At 52.4% G+C, this 17,615-nt stretch carries 15 protein-coding genes; 5 read left to right on the top strand and 10 right to left on the bottom strand.

Features of this window, described 5'->3' with window-relative positions; genetic code table 11:
* Window positions 1-2: 2 nt before the first annotated feature.
* Together yihX and typA are read right to left on the bottom strand one after the other, a co-directional pair.
* Window positions 3-599, bottom strand: a complete 597-nt coding sequence (yihX, locus tag ACK13D_RS19040) for a glucose-1-phosphatase (protein WP_010258428.1) — start codon at window positions 597-599, stop codon at window positions 3-5.
* Between the two features lie 210 nt (window positions 600-809).
* A complete protein-coding gene (gene typA, locus ACK13D_RS19035; protein ID WP_010258429.1) occupies window positions 810-2,633 on the bottom strand; it encodes a ribosome-dependent GTPase TypA in 1,824 nt (607 codons plus the stop codon).
* Between the two features lie 438 nt (window positions 2,634-3,071).
* Between typA and glnA the strand changes: the two genes are divergently transcribed.
* From glnA to glnG, 3 genes are all read left to right on the top strand, one after another.
* Window positions 3,072-4,481: a glutamate--ammonia ligase gene (glnA, locus tag ACK13D_RS19030; RefSeq protein ID WP_010258434.1), complete on the top strand. Its 1,410-nt coding sequence runs from the start codon at window positions 3,072-3,074 to the stop codon at window positions 4,479-4,481.
* A gap of 139 nt (window positions 4,482-4,620) precedes the next feature.
* Window positions 4,621-5,670, top strand: coding sequence for a nitrogen regulation protein NR(II) (glnL, locus tag ACK13D_RS19025; protein WP_008926971.1), 1,050 nt, complete (start codon window positions 4,621-4,623; stop codon window positions 5,668-5,670).
* Between the two features lie 7 nt (window positions 5,671-5,677).
* Entirely contained in the window at window positions 5,678-7,087 is a 1,410-nt protein-coding gene (glnG, locus tag ACK13D_RS19020) for a nitrogen regulation protein NR(I) (protein WP_010258440.1), read from the top strand.
* A gap of 41 nt (window positions 7,088-7,128) precedes the next feature.
* Here the strand turns inward: glnG and hemN are convergent, their stop codons facing one another.
* Both hemN and yihI read right to left on the bottom strand, forming a co-directional pair.
* Complete coding sequence (gene hemN, locus ACK13D_RS19015; protein WP_418796987.1) at window positions 7,129-8,502, bottom strand: oxygen-independent coproporphyrinogen III oxidase; 1,374 nt, start codon at window positions 8,500-8,502, stop codon at window positions 7,129-7,131.
* A 233-nt stretch (window positions 8,503-8,735) separates the two neighbouring features.
* On the bottom strand, window positions 8,736-9,260 hold the full coding sequence (gene yihI / locus ACK13D_RS19010; protein WP_010258445.1) for a Der GTPase-activating protein YihI: 525 nt from the start codon (window positions 9,258-9,260) through the stop codon (window positions 8,736-8,738).
* A 551-nt stretch (window positions 9,261-9,811) separates the two neighbouring features.
* Between yihI and yihA the strand changes: the two genes are divergently transcribed.
* The gene (gene yihA, locus ACK13D_RS19005; protein ID WP_010258448.1) at window positions 9,812-10,447 is read left to right on the top strand and encodes a ribosome biogenesis GTP-binding protein YihA/YsxC; all 636 of its coding nucleotides are present in this window, start codon (window positions 9,812-9,814) and stop codon (window positions 10,445-10,447) included.
* 85 nt (window positions 10,448-10,532) lie between these two features.
* Here the strand turns inward: yihA and ACK13D_RS22075 are convergent, their stop codons facing one another.
* The 5 genes from ACK13D_RS22075 to ACK13D_RS18985 all read right to left on the bottom strand — a co-directional run bounded on the left by ACK13D_RS22075 (window position 10,533) and on the right by ACK13D_RS18985 (window position 15,993).
* Window positions 10,533-10,580 (bottom strand): spot 42 RNA, inhibition of DNA synthesis, encoded by a 48-nt coding sequence (locus tag ACK13D_RS22075; protein ID WP_071892919.1) that lies wholly within the window; start codon window positions 10,578-10,580, stop codon window positions 10,533-10,535.
* Between the two features lie 284 nt (window positions 10,581-10,864).
* Window positions 10,865-13,651: a DNA polymerase I gene (gene polA, locus ACK13D_RS19000; RefSeq protein WP_418796986.1), complete on the bottom strand. Its 2,787-nt coding sequence runs from the start codon at window positions 13,649-13,651 to the stop codon at window positions 10,865-10,867.
* 378 nt (window positions 13,652-14,029) lie between these two features.
* A complete protein-coding gene (dsbA, locus tag ACK13D_RS18995; RefSeq protein WP_010672112.1) occupies window positions 14,030-14,659 on the bottom strand; it encodes a thiol:disulfide interchange protein DsbA in 630 nt (209 codons plus the stop codon).
* Window positions 14,660-14,685: 26 nt separating this feature from the next.
* The gene (locus ACK13D_RS18990; protein WP_010258460.1) at window positions 14,686-15,672 is read right to left on the bottom strand and encodes a serine/threonine protein kinase; all 987 of its coding nucleotides are present in this window, start codon (window positions 15,670-15,672) and stop codon (window positions 14,686-14,688) included.
* A 45-nt stretch (window positions 15,673-15,717) separates the two neighbouring features.
* On the bottom strand, window positions 15,718-15,993 hold the full coding sequence (locus ACK13D_RS18985) for a YihD family protein (protein ID WP_033759287.1): 276 nt from the start codon (window positions 15,991-15,993) through the stop codon (window positions 15,718-15,720).
* Between the two features lie 44 nt (window positions 15,994-16,037).
* Here ACK13D_RS18985 and mobA point away from each other — a divergent pair, with 44 nt between their 5' ends.
* The gene (mobA, locus tag ACK13D_RS18980) at window positions 16,038-16,643 is read left to right on the top strand and encodes a molybdenum cofactor guanylyltransferase MobA (RefSeq protein ID WP_418796985.1); all 606 of its coding nucleotides are present in this window, start codon (window positions 16,038-16,040) and stop codon (window positions 16,641-16,643) included.
* A 262-nt stretch (window positions 16,644-16,905) separates the two neighbouring features.
* On the opposite strand, the gene ACK13D_RS18975 is transcribed toward mobA, so the two are convergent.
* Complete coding sequence (locus ACK13D_RS18975) at window positions 16,906-17,220, bottom strand: hypothetical protein (protein ID WP_010672113.1); 315 nt, start codon at window positions 17,218-17,220, stop codon at window positions 16,906-16,908.
* Between the last annotated feature and the right edge of the window lie 395 nt (window positions 17,221-17,615).

Here is a 17,615-nt window from a genome sequence, read left to right as displayed (position 1 = left end):
AATTACTGTTGACCTGCAAACCAGTTGGGTACCGTTTTACTGTCAGTAACCAGTACACTTTCAATACCCAGGGCGCGGGCCGCCTCAATATTCTGTGGATTATCGTCAAAAAATACCGCCTGATCGGCAGCCACACCTTCTGCGTCCAGCACATGCTGATAAATCCGGGCTTCCGGTTTACGCATGCCCAGCTCCTGGGAGAGATAGAGCTTGTCGGCTGCCTGCTGCACGTCCGGATACTGTGTTGGCCAGAATTCGCAATGCAGTTTGTTGGTGTTAGAGAGGATCACCACCCGATGGCCCTCCAGCCGCAGCCGGTTCATCAGCGCCAGGATTTCCGGACGCACGTCAACGAATACCGCCTGCCAGCCAGCGGCAAACTGTTCATAGCTCAGCGCGATTTCCAGCTTTTCACACAGCGCCAGCGCGAAATCTTCATCGCTGATCTCGCCACGTTCGTGTTGTTCAAACGCCTCATCCATCTGGAAATGGCTTTGCAGCGAGGCCAGCGGCACACGACTAAGGTCACTCCAGACACCCAGCACGCGGTTAAAGTCGATATCGATAATCACATTGCCCAAATCAAAGATATACAGCATGGTGTGTCTCCTTCTGTTCCCTGGAGTATTCACTCTAGCGGCAAAAGGGCAGGCTGAACAGGCACTCGCGGAGAGAAAAGCGTAAACGGCAGCGGGCAGGTAAAAAGCGCGACATATCCCACAAATAATCGCTGGCCCGGCTGAAGAGGCAGGAATTTCAGGCAAAAAAAAAGCCCCGCAGGCGGGGCTCTTTATCAGTTAAAGGCGCAATTATGCGTCTTTAGGACCACGTGATGCACGTTTACGGTCATTTTCAGTCAGGTGACGTTTACGGATACGCACTGACTGTGGTGTAACTTCTACCAGTTCGTCATCATCGATGAACTCGATCGCCTGCTCAAGGGTCATCTTGATTGGCGGAACCAGCGTCGTGGCTTCATCAGTACCTGAAGCACGCATGTTGGTCAGTTTCTTACCGGTCAGGCAGTTAACTGTCAGGTCGTTAGAACGGCTGTGAATACCGATGATCTGGCCTTCATAGACTTCTGCACCGTGACCCAGGAACAGCTTACCGCGGTCCTGCAGGCTGAACAGTGCAAACGCAACTGCTTTACCCTGACCGTTGGAGATCAGTACGCCGTTCTGACGCTGGCCCACTTCGCCCGCACGAATGTCATCGTAGTGGCTGAAGGTAGAGTAGAGCAGACCGGTACCGGAAGTCATGGTCATGAATTCGTTACGGAAGCCGATCAGGCCACGGCTTGGGATCACGTAGTCGAGACGTACGCGGCCTTTGCCATCCGGATCCATGTTTTTCAGATCGCCCTTACGTTCACCCATGGCTTGCATGACTGAACCCTGGTTGTTCTCTTCGATATCCAGCGTAACGTTCTCGAATGGCTCCTGTTTACGGCCATCGATTTCGCGGAAGATAACTTTCGGACGGGATACCGCCAGTTCGAAACCTTCACGACGCATGTTTTCGATCAGAACTGACAGGTGAAGCTCACCACGACCTGATACGCGGAACGCGTCAGCATCTTCGGTTTCTTCAACGCGCAGTGCCACGTTGTGAACCAGTTCTTTGTTCAGACGCTCAAGGATCTGACGTGAAGTCACGTACTTACCTTCTTTACCGCAGAACGGTGAGGTGTTGACGTTAAAGAACATGGTAACTGTTGGCTCATCGACACTCAGTGCTGGCAGCGCCTGCACGTTCTGTGGATCACAGATGGTGTCAGAGATGTTCAGCTCGCCCAGACCGGTGATAGCAATGATATCGCCCGCTTCTGCCAGGTCGCTGTCGATACGCTCAAGACCCAGGTGAGTCAGGACTTTACCGACTTTACCGTTACGGGTTTTGCCTTCGCTATCGATGATAGTGACTTGCTGGTTAGGCTTAACTTTACCGCGCTTGATACGGCCGATGCCGATCACGCCCAGGTAGTTGTTGTAGTCCAGCTGAGAGATTTGCATCTGCAGTGGGGCGTCAGCCTCAACCTGCGGAGGCGCAACGTGGTCGACGATCGCCTGATACAGCGGGGTCATATCGTCAGCCATGTCGGTGTGCTCAAGACCAGCAATACCATTCAGCGCAGAGGCGAAAATGATAGGGAAGTCGAGCTGCTCATCAGTAGCATCCAGGTTAACGAACAGGTCAAAGACCTGATCAACAACCCAATCCGGACGCGCACCAGGGCGGTCTACTTTGTTGATAACCACAATCGGCTTCAGACCATGCGCGAACGCTTTTTTGGTCACGAAGCGGGTTTGCGGCATAGGGCCATCCATCGCATCTACAACCAGCAGCACCGAGTCCACCATGGACATGACGCGCTCAACTTCACCACCGAAGTCGGCGTGTCCCGGGGTATCAACAATGTTGATACGGTAGTCATTCCACTTAATGGCGGTGTTTTTTGCGAGGATGGTAATCCCACGCTCTTTCTCCAAATCATTGGAGTCCATCACGCGCTCTGTTGCTTCGGTACGGGCATCAAAAGTACCGGATTGTTGCAGCAGTTTGTCAACCAGGGTGGTCTTTCCATGGTCAACGTGCGCGATGATGGCGATGTTACGCAAATTTTCGATCACAGCTTTGCCTCAGGCATTAGAAATAGCGCGTTATTGTACACTGATTAAGCGGAAGACTGAACACGATCACACTTTTCACTGAAAGTTTATTGCATGGAGACCAATTTGCCCTGTTAGCGGTGCAGAAAATGCACTAAGTTGGTCTGATGCACCAAAATAGTGCCACCAGATGACCGTTAAGCACCACACTGGTGCAATAAAACGATCGTGGTGCAGCCGCTTTATGACAAAAAGGTGCACCACAAGGCGATTTAAGCATCATCAAAAAAGTTGGCACAGAATTCGCTTTATCTAAATCAAGCGTAAACGCCAGACAGATGTCGGTTGAAGAGCGTGCCGGAAGAGGTTGGTCAGGGAGTTGTTTTCCCGCAACGTATTCCGGAAACGACGTTTCCTCGCCATGTAGATAATGAAAGACCATTTCCAGGAGAGTTGAGTATGTCCGCTGAACACGTTCTCTCGATGATGAACGAGCATGAAGTTAAGTTTGTTGACCTGCGTTTTACCGATACCAAAGGTAAAGAACAGCACGTTACGATCCCTGCTCACCAGGTTAACGCTGACTTCTTCGAAGAAGGCAAAATGTTCGATGGTTCGTCTATCGGCGGCTGGAAAGGCATTAACGAATCAGACATGGTGCTGATGCCTGACGCCACCACGGCGGTCATGGATCCTTTCTTCGAAGATTCTACGCTGATCATCCGTTGTGACATCCTCGAGCCAGGCACCATGCAGGGCTACGACCGCGATCCACGCTCTATCGCTAAGCGCGCTGAAGATTTCCTGCGCTCTTCCGGCATCGCTGATACCGTACTGTTTGGACCAGAACCAGAATTCTTCCTGTTCGATGACATCCGTTTCGGCTCATCGACGTCCGGTTCACACGTTGCTATCGACGATATAGAAGCAGCATGGAACACCGGTAAAGAGTACGAAGGCGGTAACAAAGGTCACCGTCCAGGTCTGAAAGGCGGCTACTTCCCGGTTCCACCGGTTGACTCATCACAGGACATTCGTTCTGCCATGTGTCTGACCATGGAGCAGATGGGCCTGGTTGTTGAAGCGCATCACCACGAAGTGGCGACCGCGGGTCAGAACGAAGTGGCAACCCGCTTCAATACCATGACCAAAAAAGCGGACGAAATTCAGATCTACAAATATGTGGTTCACAACGTTGCGCACGCTTACGGCAAAACCGCGACCTTTATGCCGAAGCCTATGTTTGGCGACAACGGTTCAGGCATGCACTGCCATATGTCACTCTCCAAAGGTGGCCAGAACCTGTTTGCCGGCGATAAGTACGGCGGCCTGTCTGAAATGGCGCTGTTCTACATCGGCGGTATCATCAAGCACGCTAAAGCGATCAACGCCCTGGCGAACCCGACCACCAACTCTTACAAGCGTCTGGTCCCGGGTTACGAAGCACCGGTTATGCTGGCTTACTCTGCCCGTAACCGTTCAGCCTCAATCCGTATTCCGGTTGTTGCCAGCCCGAAAGCGCGTCGTATCGAAGCGCGCTTCCCGGATCCAGCGGCTAACCCATACCTGGCGTTCACCGCACTGCTGATGGCTGGCCTGGATGGCATCATCAACAAAATCCATCCTGGCGATGCGATGGACAAAAACCTGTATGACCTGCCACCGGAAGAAGAAGCTGAGATTCCAAAAGTTGCAGGCTCTCTGGAAGAAGCGCTGAATGCACTGAACGAAGACCGCGAGTTCCTGACCCGCGGCGGAGTATTCACTGACGAATCGATCGATGCTTACATCGAACTGCGTAAAGCAGAGATGGATCGCGTTCGCATGACGCCACACCCGGTTGAGTTCGAGCTCTACTACAGCGTTTAACTGGTCAGACGTTTTTTGTTGCCGTGGAAACTTTTAGCCCATCTTCGGATGGGCTTTTTTCTCCGCGAATTCACCGTTCATTCGCCCTCTTTTCGGCTTAAAGACTAAAATGCACCTCTTTAGTGCAGAGGAACGCTGTATGGCAACTGGCTCTCTGCCCGATGCAGGGCAGATTCTCAACGCGTTAATCAACAGTATTTTGTTGGTGGATAACGATCTGGTTATTCATTACGCCAACCCGGCGGCGCAGCAATTACTGGCGCAAAGCTCACGCAAATTGTTCGGCACGCCGTTACCGGAATTAACCGGCTACTTTTCGCTGAATATCGAGGTGATGCGCGAGAGTCTTGAGGCTGGCCAGGGATTTACTGACAGTGAGGTCACGCTGGTGGTAGATGGTCGCGCGCACATTATGTCGCTGACCGCCCAGCGGTTACCCGATGGCTTAATCCTGATGGAAATGGCGCCGATGGATAATCAGCGTCGTCTCAGTCAGGAGCAGTTACAGCACGCCCAGCAGGTGGCCGCTCGCGATCTGGTTCGCGGCCTGGCCCATGAGATTAAAAATCCGCTGGGAGGATTGCGCGGCGCGGCACAGCTTTTATCCCGCGCCCTGCCCGATCCCTCGCTGAATGAATATACCAAAGTGATTATTGAACAGGCCGACCGGTTGCGGAATCTGGTTGATCGTCTGCTGGGGCCGCAGCAGCCGGGCATGCACATCACGCAGAGCATTCATCAGGTGGCCGAACGGGTGGTCAATCTGGTGTCGATGGAGCTGCCGGAGAATGTCTCGCTGGTACGGGATTATGATCCCAGCCTGCCGGAACTGCCGCACGATCCCGATCAGATTGAACAGGTGCTGCTTAACGTGGTACGCAATGCGCTTCAGGCGCTGGGCGACGATGGCGGCACCATTATTATCCGCACCCGCACGGCTTTCCAGCTGACGCTGCACGGCACGCGTTATCGGCTGGTGGCACGTATTGATATTGAAGATGATGGCCCCGGCATTCCGGCCCAGCTGCAGGATACGCTGTTTTATCCGATGGTCAGCGGACGCGAAGGCGGTACCGGTTTAGGCCTCTCCATCGCCCGTAGCCTGATTGATCAACATTCAGGAAAAATAGAATTTAACAGTTGGCCGGGACACACCGAATTCTCGGTTTACCTGCCTATTCGCCAGTGAGGTTTCTATGCAACGAGGGATAGTCTGGATCGTCGATGACGATAGCTCCATCCGCTGGGTGCTTGAACGCGCGCTCACTGGAGCCGGTTTGAGCTGTGCGACTTTTGACAGCGCAAGCGAGGTGCTGGATGCCCTCTCAACCAAGACCCCGGACGTTTTACTGTCAGACATTCGCATGCCCGGTATGGATGGCCTGGCGCTGCTGAAACAGATTAAACAGCGTCATCCGATGCTTCCGGTCATCATAATGACGGCGCATTCAGATCTGGACGCAGCCGTCAGCGCCTATCAGCAGGGTGCCTTTGATTACCTGCCTAAGCCGTTCGATATTGATGAAGCGGTTGCGCTGGTCGAGCGTGCTATCAGCCACTATCAGGAGCAGCAGCAGCCACGTAATCAGCCGGTCAGCGGACCCACCACCGATATCATCGGTGAAGCGCCCGCGATGCAGGATGTGTTCCGCATCATCGGGCGATTATCGCGCTCGTCGATCAGTGTGCTGATCAACGGCGAGTCCGGTACCGGTAAAGAGCTGGTGGCCCATGCGCTGCATCGCCACAGCCCGCGCACCAAAGCGCCCTTTATCGCGCTCAACATGGCGGCGATCCCCAAAGATTTAATTGAATCAGAACTGTTTGGTCACGAAAAAGGCGCCTTTACCGGGGCGAACCAGATCCGTCAGGGCCGTTTTGAGCAGGCGGATGGCGGCACGCTGTTTCTGGATGAGATCGGTGATATGCCGCTGGATGTGCAGACCCGTCTGCTGCGCGTGCTGGCCGATGGCCAGTTCTATCGCGTTGGTGGCTATGCGCCGGTCAAAGTGGATGTGCGTATTATCGCGGCGACCCACCAGAATCTGGAATTACGCGTACAGGAAGGCAAGTTCCGTGAGGATCTGTTTCACCGCCTGAATGTGATTCGTGTGCATCTGCCGCCGCTGCGTGAGCGTCGTGAGGATATCCCGCGTCTGGCGCGTTATTTCCTGCAGGTGGCGGCGCGTGAGCTGGGTGTGGAAGCGAAGATTCTGCATCCGGAAACCGAGACAGCGTTAACCCGACTGCACTGGTCAGGTAACGTGCGTCAGCTGGAGAACACCTGTCGCTGGCTGACCGTGATGGCTGCGGGTCAGGAAGTCCTGATTCAGGACCTGCCCGGAGAACTGTTTGAATCCAGTACGCCGGAGAATCCGGTGCAGTCGCTGCCTGACAGCTGGGCAACACTGCTGGCACAGTGGGCCGATCGCGCTCTGCGTTCCGGTCATCAGAATCTGCTGTCAGAAGCCCAGCCGGAGATGGAGCGCACGCTGCTCACTACTGCGCTGCGTCATACGCAGGGCCACAAACAGGAAGCGGCACGTTTGCTGGGCTGGGGACGAAACACGCTGACGCGCAAGCTCAAAGAGCTGGGCATGGAATAAGCGGTTCAGTTCGGGCTGGTGAAGTCTGCCAGCCCGTTTCTTCAGATAACGCGGGAGAACTGCTGCTGACGCGCTTTCTGACGCAGATAGCGATCAAAGCACATGCAGATATTGCGGATCAGTAACCGGCCAATTCCCGTCACCTCCAGCCCCGTAGCGGTTAGTTCCACCAGCCCATCAGCTATCAACGGTTTCAGCAGCGCCAGATCCTCAGCAAAATAGTCGCTGAAGCGAATGCCCCATTGCGCTTCTGTCGCGGCAAAATTCAGCGAGAAGTTACAAATCAGCGTTTTTATCACGTCCCGACGCAGGCAATCATCGTCGGTTAAGGCGATGCCACGCCACAGGCCATTTCCCTGCTGTTCCACACAATTGTACCAGGTATTAAGGTCTTTCTGGTTCTGCGCATAACTGTCGCCAATCATGCTGATGGCAGAGATGCCAAGCCCCAGCAAATCGCTGTCGCCCTGCGTCGTGTATCCCTGGAAATTGCGATGCAGCTGGCCTTTGCGCTGCGAGATAGCCAGTTCATCCTGCGGCTTCGCAAAGTGATCCATTCCAATGAACTGGTAGCCCTGCTGAGTCAGAGTTGCGATGGTCTGCTGTAAAATATCCAGCTTTTGCTGAGCCGATGGCAGTTCACCCTCTTTGATTTTACGCTGTGCCGCGAACATCGCCGGCAGATGCGCATAGTTAAAGACGCTAAGACGATCCGGGCTCAGCGCCAGTACCCGCTCCAGCGTCCAGGCGAAGCTGGCGGGCGTCTGCAGGGGTAAACCATAGATCAGGTCAATGCTGGTCGAGCTGAACCCCTGTTCACGGGCACGCGCCATCAGCCCGAAAATCACCTCTTCATCCTGTACCCGGTTAACCCGCTCCTGCACCGATTTGTTGAAGTCCTGCACCCCCATGCTCAGCCGGTTGAATCCCAGCGATCGCAGGTGATCAATCACATCCAGCGCAATTTCCCGGGGATCTACTTCGATCGACATTTCGGCATCATCGGCCACGCTGAAATGCTGCTTCAGTAAACCCACCAGCCGGGAAATCTGCGCATTGTCGAGGAAGGTTGGCGTACCGCCGCCCCAGTGAAGCTGCGTGACCTGACGCTGACGAAACAGCGGCGCACGCTGAATAATCTCCTGCTCAAGCACATCCAGATAGCGGTCCGCTTTGTGGCGCTGACGCGTCACTATCTTATTGCAGCCGCAGAAGTAGCAGAGACGATGGCAGAAGGGAATATGGACATAGAGCGACAGCGGACGCTCAGGGTAACGCGCCACGGCACGCTGGAAGTCGTTTTCCGCGTACTGCTCGCTGAACTCCAGCGCAGTGGGATAGGAGGTGTAACGCGGGCCGGCATAATTGTACTTTTCAATTAACGCCTGATCCCACTCAATCTGCTGCGATGGCATGCTCACTCCTTCCGGTGACGTCGTCTGAGAGAAGGTCGCGAAGAAGAGGAGATAAAAGGTGAGCGGGATGAGACCCGACGTAAACGTTGCTTCAGACGCGACAGGCGTCGTAGTTTAAACAATAACCACAGCAGATAACATGTCGCCAGCAGCGCGAAAATTGATCCAGGCCAAAACATTGTCGTTTACCTGTTAAGCGCGGCATGCGGGTAACGCATGCCGATCAAATTTGCTTAGTTGCCTTTCAGCAGACGGTACATATCTTCTTCAGCCTGCTCATCTTCGGCATCATCCATCACAATGCCTAACTGCTCCATCAGTTCGTCGATACGATCCAGCGAGGCATCCAGCCAGCCCTGATCTTCAGCCGACAGCGTTTCGCCATTTTCCAGCCGATCCAGCAGCGCATCCAGACGTTCGTCATTTTCCAGCTTCGCCAGCTCTTCTTCTGGTGTCAGACGCACTTTCTTCTCTGCTGCCGGTTTTTCTGCGCTTTTCTTTGGTTTAACGGCGGCGGTTTTTCCTTCAGCGATCAGGGCCACCGGTTTTTTACTCCCGATGCGCGGATCTTTCACGCTGTCCGCCTGACGTCCGCCATTGTTTTCGGACGCAGCCGGATTAGCACGGCTGCCAGATGCATGTCCGCGATGCTTTTTATCACGTTTGCGATCGCGTGCTTCATGGTTGATATCGTCACGCGATTTGCGTTTGGCTTTGACGGCAGGTTTGCCGTTAGCAGCTCGTGCAGGTTGCTTCATAGTATTCGGTCCCGGCTTTTTTTATTCAGTATAGAATTGCGGCGAAATCTAGCAGAAAGTAGACAAAGAAAAAAGGCGACAGCTCAAGCTGTCGCCTTATTTCATACCTTCATAAGAAGGAATCATGTTTTAAATCCTTTTCGGCTCGTAACATCCCGGTTAATCCCGCGCCTGCTCAACTCCTGAGCTATTCCTTATCCCTGTCTGGCCGCATCCCTGACCCTGTTCCATTCCATCGCTCATAACCCTCCTGGTATCCCTGAGCGCATCATCCTGATGTGTGCTGCCGTGCACTGCACACTAATGTAGACCAACTGGTAAAAGCCTCAAGTCAGTGTCAAAAATAGTTAGTTCAAAAAAAGAACGTTTTAAGATAAGGGTTTGAATTACATATTTTTTTATTTTTAGTAATTAAAGTAAAAAGCGAAATAACCCGCACCGTGAATGGCAAATCTCTTACAAAGTTTGTTACCGAGATGCGATTGAGCACTTTCGCGTCATAACGCGTATAATCGCCCGCATTGCCTTAATGCGTTTTCTGGAGTGTCACCTTGTCTGAATTGAATTACCACGTTACCCACTTTGTCATGAGCGCGCCGGATATCCGCCATCTGCCTGCCGATACCGGAATTGAGGTGGCTTTCGCTGGCCGCTCGAACGCGGGAAAATCGAGTGCGCTGAATACGTTAACCAATCAGAAGGGTCTGGCGCGTACCAGTAAAACGCCGGGACGTACGCAGCTGATTAACCTGTTTGAAGTGAAAGAAGGTAAGCGTCTGGTCGACCTGCCCGGTTACGGTTATGCCGAAGTCCCGGAAGAGATGAAGCTGAAGTGGCAGCGCGCGTTAGGTGAATACCTGCAAAAACGTCAGGCGCTGAAAGGACTGGTTATCCTGATGGATATCCGTCATCCGCTGAAAGATCTCGACCGGCAGATGATTCAGTGGTCAGTGGAAAGTGGCATTCCGGTGCTGTTGCTTCTCACTAAAGCAGACAAACTGGCCTCAGGTGCCCGTAAAGCGCAGCTCAATGTCGTGCGTGAAGCCGCACTCGAATTTGTTGGTGATGTGCAGGTAGAGCTCTTCTCATCGCTGAAGAAAATCGGCGTGGATAAGGTTCGTCAGAAGCTGGACAGCTGGTTTAATACGCTTGAACCTGCGGTTGAAGATCAGGACGCGGAAGAGTGAGTGGCAACCTTGTGCCGGTGATGCTGACGGTACAAAAAGCCCAATAAAAAACGCCCCAGTCACAGAATGACTGGGGCGGCTAAATTCAGCCAAATCCGATTACGTGAAGTAAAAGGTCTGAAAGATAGAACATCTTACCTCTGTACCCTACGCGACGAACTTTACCTGATTTTCTGTGCGTGACAAAGGCTTTTTTGTTGCTTACTTACATGAAACAGGACTTTTTTTACCATGCACGTCACAAAAATAGCGTTGCGATGTAGTTTAATGACGAAAAAAATGTTTAGACCATAAGCAGTTAGAAAAGCGTTTTCTCTCAGTGCCAGCGTTGACCACGCTAAACCGGTCAACTAAACGATTTTCTTATACCTGATTCAGGGCCGGTTCTGCTCTTCAGAACCGGCCACACGCATCGAATCAGTGGGCTTCATCCCAGTTGTCACCCACACCGACCTCAACCAGTAAAGGTACGTCGAGCTGCACGCTACCTTCCATCAGCGCACGGATTTTCTGGCTCGCCTCTTCAACCGCCTCGGCTTTGACTTCGAACACCAGTTCATCGTGAACCTGCATGATCATTCTGACGGCATTGTCGTTTTGCTGTTCCAGCCAGTTATCCACGGCAATCATTGCCCGCTTAATGATATCCGCTGCCGTTCCCTGCATCGGCGCATTGATCGCGGCACGTTCAGCGGCTTTCCGGCGAATGGCGTTACCGGATTTAATATCGGGCAGCCACAGCCGACGGCCTTCCAGCGTTTCGACATAGCCTTTACTCGCCGCCAGCTGGCGTGTGTTCTCCATATAGCGCAGGACGCCCGGATAGCGTTCAAAGTAGAGATCCATATACTTTTTCGCTTCACCCGCACCGATATTCAGCTGACGCGACAGACCAAAGGCGCTCATGCCATAAATCAGACCAAAGTTGATCGCTTTGGCGCTGCGACGCTGTTCGCCGCTGACCTTATCCAGCGCCACGCCAAACACTTCGGATGCCGTCGCGCGGTGGATATCTTCGCCCTGGGCAAAAGCGTCCAGTAATCCTTTGTCCTGAGAGAGATGCGCCATGATACGTAGTTCGATTTGTGAATAGTCTGCCGCCACAATGCGATGGCCTTTGGCCGCAACAAATGCCTGACGGATTCGGCGTCCTTCATCATTACGCACCGGAATGTTTTGCAGATTCGGATCGGCAGAGGATAAACGTCCGGTTGCGGTGACGGCCTGATGATAAGAGGTATGTACCCTGCCACTGATCGGATTGATCATCAGCGGTAATTTATCCGTATAAGTAGACTTAAGTTTGGATAAGCCGCGATGCTCCAGAATCACTTTGGGTAACGGATAATCAAGTGCCAGCTCGGCTAACACCTCTTCGCTGGTTGAAGGCGCGCCGCCTGGTGTTTTCTTCGTGGGCTTAATGCCCTGTTTTTCAAACAGGATCACCTGAAGCTGCTTGGTGGATGAGAGGTTGAAGGGTTCCCCCGCCAGCTCATGCGCTTTCAACTCAAGCTCAGCCAGTCGGGCCGTCAGCTCTTTCGAATGCTGCGCCAGAATAGACTGATCGATCAACACACCGTTGCGCTCTATGCGCGAAATCACCGTCAGTAACGGCATCTCAATCTGTTCGAAGACTTTTTTCGGACCCGCTTCTTTCTCCAGCTCTGGCCACATCTTCAGATGCAACTGCAGGGTCACATCTGCATCTTCGGCAGCGTAATGGGATGCCTGCTCTAACGCGATTTGATTGAACGTCAGCTGATTTTTGCCTTTACCGGCGATCTCCTGGAAGGTCACGGTTTTATGGTTAAGCCAGCGAGCGGCCAGGCTATCCATGTCATGTTTGCCCACCACGCTGTTGAGGATATAGGACTCAAGCATGGTGTCGAATTTGATACCGGCCAGTTCAATGTCGTAGTTTTTCAGCACGCCGCGATCGTATTTCAGGTTCTGGCCAACTTTCCATGCGCTCTCATCTTCCAGCAAGGGCTTGAGCTGTGCCAGAACGGTAGCGCGATCCAGTTGATCAGGCGCATCAAGATAGTCATGGGCAACCGGCAGATAGGCGGCTTCACCGGGCGCCACCGCGAAGCTGATGCCGACGATATTAGCGCTCAGGGTATCCAGCGCGTCGGTCTCCAGATCAAACGCAAAGACTTCGCTGTTTTTCAGCTTCTCCAGCCAGCTATCAAAGAGATCCTGATCCAGAATGGTGACATAACCCTCGGTCGGTAACACGCTGCTGGTTTCAGCCACCGGGGCCGGTTCATCGGCCTGCGCTTTTTGCGCCTGCGTAGTGCTCTTTTTACCCTGCAGCCATTTACCGTCCTGCAGGTCACTCAGCCAGCGTTTGAACTCGTAACGACTGAACAGGGCCTGCAATGCCTCTGTATCGGGCTCAGTGACTGTGAGCTCTTCACAGGGCAGCGCCAGCTCAACGTCTGTCTTAATGGTCGCCAGCTGATAAGAGAGAAACGCCACATCACGATTCTGCTCAAGTTTGGTCGCCATGGTTTTGGCACTACGAAAGCCGAGATCGGCCACTTTGTCCAGATTGTCATAGATCGTCTGCATGCTGCCCAGCCCCTGCAGCAACGCCTGTGCCGTTTTCTCACCGACGCCTGGCACGCCAGGAATGTTGTCGGAGCTATCACCCATCATGGCAAGGAAGTCGATGATCAATGCGGGTGGAACACCATATTTCTGCTCAACCTCTTCTGGTCCCAGAATGGTGTTGCTCATGGTGTTAATCAGCGTGATGGCGGGCGTGACCAGCTGCGCCATATCTTTGTCGCCGGTGCTGATCAGTACTGAGAGACCCTTTTTCTCCGCTTCCAGCGCCAGCGTACCGATGACATCATCAGCCTCGACGCCGCTCACAGCCAGCAACGGCAGCCCCATCGCCCGCACCATCTCATGCAGCGGCTCAATTTGTGCACGGAGCTCGTCAGGCATCGGGGGACGGTGAGATTTGTAATGCTCAAACAGCTCGTCCCTGAAGGTTTTGCCTTTGGCATCGAATACCACAGCAACGTGACTCGGATTGTATTGCGCCAGCAGGCTTTTCAGCATGTTGAGCACGCCGTACATGGCGCCAGTGGGTTCACCTGCACTGTTGGTCAGCGGCGGAAACGCGTGATACGCGCGATAAAGATAGGATGAGCCATCGACCAGAATCAGGGGATTTTCTGCTATTTGCGCCATAAGTCTGTGTAGTCTTCGTTGCTATGAGTTGGGCTATAAGGATGCCACAACCAGGCAGAAATGGTGAACTAAGGCGTGCCACGTCTGGAGTTTTTCACGCTTTTGGGGACAGGATCGCAACGATCGTTCTGTGGATAACTTTGTGCGTAAAAATTATAACGCGCTGTTTTTCAGGAAAATAAATAATCGGAACCTGAATAAAAACCATAAATTTCATTGGTTTATTTAATTTCCGTGACCCGATCGCTATTTTTAATAGCGCGATCCCTTGTGTGGATATTAAATTTATGCCCTGGAGATGGACAAAAATTGGCCCGTTGTTCAAAGGCATAAAAAAAACGCCAGCAGAGCTGGCGTTTAACGGGGGTGTGAGGCTGATTACTTCTGGCTTACCAGGAATTTAACCACGTTCGCATAGTCTGCGACGAAATTATCCATAGAGCTGGTATCAAGACCGCCGTTGTTAACCATGTATTTGCCATTCACGAAAATAGCAGGCACACCACGCAGATCAACATCAGCAGCGGCTTTTTGCTGCTGCGCAACCAGCGCTTTTACGGCGAAGCTGTTCCAGGCTGCATCATAGTCCGCCGCAGAGATACCGGCCGCTTTGACAAAGGTCTCTTTCAGACTGGCAGGATCGGTGATGGTCTGCGTTTTCTGAATGCCATCGAAGATCGGTGCTGTCACTTTATCTTCAACGCCCAGCGCCATCGCGACAGCCCAGGCCTGGGTCACGACCGGCCCCAGCTCTCCACCGAGAAAATCGACGTGGTATTTCACCATCTTAGTGTCAGCAGGCAGATTCTTTTTCACCGCGTCATTGACGTGATAAATACGTTCAAACTGATAGCAGTGCGGGCAGAAGAAGGAGAAGAACTCCATCACCTGAGGTTCGCCGGCCACAGGTTTAGGCAGACTCACATATTGTTTACCTTCAGTGAACTGGGCAGCAGATGCGCTGAATGCCAGCACTAAACCCATCAGTGCAAACCAAATTTTTTTCATCGTGAAAAATTCTCCTGACTACGTCATTAATATTGCGGTGTCAGCTGCAGAGGAGGTTCCTGCAACAGCTTCTCCTGCTCGGTAAAGAGTGAAATTTGCCTGCGCCAGAAATCTTCATCTGTCATCCAGGGGAAAGCGCGCGGAAAAGCGGGATCCTGCCAGCGTCGGACAACCCAGGCCAGATAATAAACCATGCGCATGGCGCGTAAAGGTTCAATCAGTGACAATTCATTAATATCAAAATCACTGAACTCACTGTACGCCTCCAGCAGTATATCCCATTGAATACGCTGTTCCTGACGATCGCCGCTGATCAGCATCCAGAGATCCTGCACGGCCGGGCCATTACGGGCATCATCCAGATCGACAAACAGCGGTCCGTCACGCCACAGGATATTACCCGGATGGCAGTCGCCATGTAATCGTAGCGGCTGCCACGTGGTGTGCCACTGTTGTTGCAGCGTGTTTCCCAGCTTATCGATAGCCTGTAGCAGTGCGACTTTAAGCGATGCAGGCACTAACAGAGAGTGCTCCAGCACCTGCCGGGGTTCATGCAGATATTCATCCAGACCGATGGCAGGCCGATGCCTGAACAGCGCTTTACGCCCGGTCTGATGAATGCGGCCCAGGAAGCGGCCTACCCACTCCATCTGATCTTCGTTGTCTGTCTCATATTGCCGTCCGCCCAGGCTGGGGAATACGGCAAAGAAGAAGCCAGCGTGACTGTGCAGTGTCTCACCCTTTAACCGCAGTGGCGCCGCGATGGGCACTTCGTCAGCCAGCAGATCAAGTGCGTACTGATGTTCTTCAGCAATCTGTTCGGCACGCCAGCGCTGTGGGCGATAAAACTTCGCAACATAGCGGCGTTTTTCGTCGTCGCTGAATTGATAAACCCTGTTCTCGTAGCTGTTCAGGGCTGTCAGACCCGATTCGACGCGAATTCCTGTTTCCCAGAGCGCATCAAGCAACACGTCGGGATTCAATGTCTGGAAGTTAAAAGCAGCGTCGCTCATCATGTTACCTGTAGTTGCCCTTGCAAATAGCAGCCAAGGATAACACTACTCGTCCTGTTTAATGACACCCCGTGCGCGGAGCAGTGCTGTTTTGAAATCAACTTCATAATCTTTTTTCAGGCCTGGGATCTCATCATCGCTGGCTGAGTCACGCATCTTGAGATGGTAAATTAATACATCATCGGTTAATTCACTTAACGGGCCACGGAAACCAGATTCCTGAGCCAGTTTCTGCAAAAATGTGACCAGATTAAGATCAGGCTCTTTTTGCCAGGCGGGTTGCAGCAACTCGATTAACTCGTTTAAACGATGGCATTTCATTCAGATTTCTCCTTTCACAGTGCGTCATCAGCGAGGGCACAGTCATGACAATATTAACCGGCATCATTCTGGCCGGTGGTCAGGGCCGCCGTATGGGTGGTCAGGACAAAGGGTTAGTACAGCTGGATGGCAGGCCGCTTTATCAGCATGTCCTTGAACGGCTCAGGCCACAAGTCGACATTGTCATGATTAACGCGAATCGTAATATTGATCGCTATCAGTTAAGCGGATGCCGCGTGGTGCAGGACGTCTTTGAGGATTATCCCGGTCCGCTGGCCGGGATCTACAGTGGGTTGCGTGAGATTGAAGGGGAATGGGCGGTATTCAGCGCCTGCGACACCCCCGCTATCCCGCTCAACTTCGTGGAGCGGCTGATGCAACAACGAGGCGATGCCCCCGCAGTGTGGGTGCGCTCACAGTCGCGCGATCATCCTACGCTGGCGCTGATTCATCGCGATCTCCGTACGCCACTCGGTGAATACCTGCAGGCTGGTGAGCGTCGCCTGATGCAGTTCCTGCTCGATCAGGGTGGACATGCGGTGCTGCTGGATGATGATGAATCGCTATTCCTGAATGTGAATACGCCTGATGACCTTAGGGACTATCCTGCCGGCAATATGCCGGACGGAAATGGTCGTCAGCCAGCATAATGTAAAGTCCAGTAGCAGAAGATCCAGCCCGATAGTAACAATTAACGGGACGTCCTTATTTTTGCAAAAAAAAGAGCTTTTTTATCTCTGGATGACGATGGCTACAGTTATTCGTGGAATAAGAGTCGCTGAGCATTCTCAGCCATTGCAACATCGGATGACTGATTACCAGTAAAATAGCTTCAGACAGGGATAGAGAAAAAAGGGGCAGCACGCCTGATATTTAAAATGGCAGGTGATGCCCCGGACGATCAGAGCATTATCAGCCAGCGTTCAAAATATTTGTCCAGACTGAGTCTGCGCGTGCCATTGAATCAGCAGTACCTTCCGCAGCACCGACTACCAGACCAAAAACAACGCCCCAAATGCCACCAAACAGGCCGCCTAAAACACCCTGTGCTGGAGCCAGGATTCCACTGGTTACGCCATTAGTATTAGCAGAGATGTTCCAGCCCGCCCATGCAACGCCCATTCCGCCAGCAAACATTCCGATAACTGCACCACCGATGCTGTCTAAGATCCCAGTAGAGGCGGCACCTGATACTAATTCTGTTTCAGCAACAGTCAGTTCTTTCATTTTAATCTTCCTTAAATTAGTTAATGCTCAATAGAAATCCATCGGAGACATTTAATTAAATGTCGAAATTAGTTTCGATCAAGCACTAAAAAATGTAAATAGAATAAAATCCATTCATTCTAAATGCTATGCGTTAGTCCTGTTAGCAGGTTTATTATCATATTAGCTTAATAAGTTGGTAACTTATTAAGCTATAAATTTCAAAAACTTTGTATCTGCTTGTCTTTATTTTATATTTTGATCTAATGATTATTATAGTTTCCTGTGTTTACCAGGCTACTGGTAATTCAAAAAGGAAATGGAGGAACCTGGAGGCTACCGGAGCAGGCTTACAGGTCAAGTTTTCAGCTTAACGTGGCAAAGTGCAGACGTAAAAAAGCCCCGCACTTTCGTGC

Origin of the sequence: Pantoea sp. K16 (assembly GCF_048452805.1) — a bacterium.
Lineage (GTDB): Bacteria > Pseudomonadota > Gammaproteobacteria > Enterobacterales > Enterobacteriaceae > Pantoea > Pantoea agglomerans.
The sequence above is the reverse complement of the archived record's forward strand: the minus strand, read 5'-3'. Positions and strand labels throughout refer to the sequence as shown.

Bases quoted from the DNA above. Each gene is read 5' to 3' on its own strand.
- yihX (WP_010258428.1), bottom strand. From the start codon at position 599: ATGCTGTATATCTTTGATTTGGGCAATGTGATTATCGATATCGACTTT.
- glnA (WP_010258434.1), top strand. From the start codon at position 3,072: ATGTCCGCTGAACACGTTCTCTCGATGATGAACGAGCATGAAGTTAAG.
- glnL (WP_008926971.1), top strand. From the start codon at position 4,621: ATGGCAACTGGCTCTCTGCCCGATGCAGGGCAGATTCTCAACGCGTTA.
- glnG (WP_010258440.1), top strand. From the start codon at position 5,678: ATGCAACGAGGGATAGTCTGGATCGTCGATGACGATAGCTCCATCCGC.
- hemN (WP_418796987.1), bottom strand. From the start codon at position 8,502: ATGCCATCGCAGCAGATTGAGTGGGATCAGGCGTTAATTGAAAAGTAC.
- yihI (WP_010258445.1), bottom strand. From the start codon at position 9,260: ATGAAGCAACCTGCACGAGCTGCTAACGGCAAACCTGCCGTCAAAGCC.
- polA (WP_418796986.1), bottom strand. From the start codon at position 13,651: ATGGCGCAAATAGCAGAAAATCCCCTGATTCTGGTCGATGGCTCATCC.
- dsbA (WP_010672112.1), bottom strand. From the start codon at position 14,659: ATGAAAAAAATTTGGTTTGCACTGATGGGTTTAGTGCTGGCATTCAGC.
- ACK13D_RS18990 (WP_010258460.1), bottom strand. From the start codon at position 15,672: ATGAGCGACGCTGCTTTTAACTTCCAGACATTGAATCCCGACGTGTTG.
- ACK13D_RS18985 (WP_033759287.1), bottom strand. From the start codon at position 15,993: ATGAAATGCCATCGTTTAAACGAGTTAATCGAGTTGCTGCAACCCGCC.
- mobA (WP_418796985.1), top strand. From the start codon at position 16,038: ATGACAATATTAACCGGCATCATTCTGGCCGGTGGTCAGGGCCGCCGT.
- ACK13D_RS18975 (WP_010672113.1), bottom strand. From the start codon at position 17,220: ATGAAAGAACTGACTGTTGCTGAAACAGAATTAGTATCAGGTGCCGCC.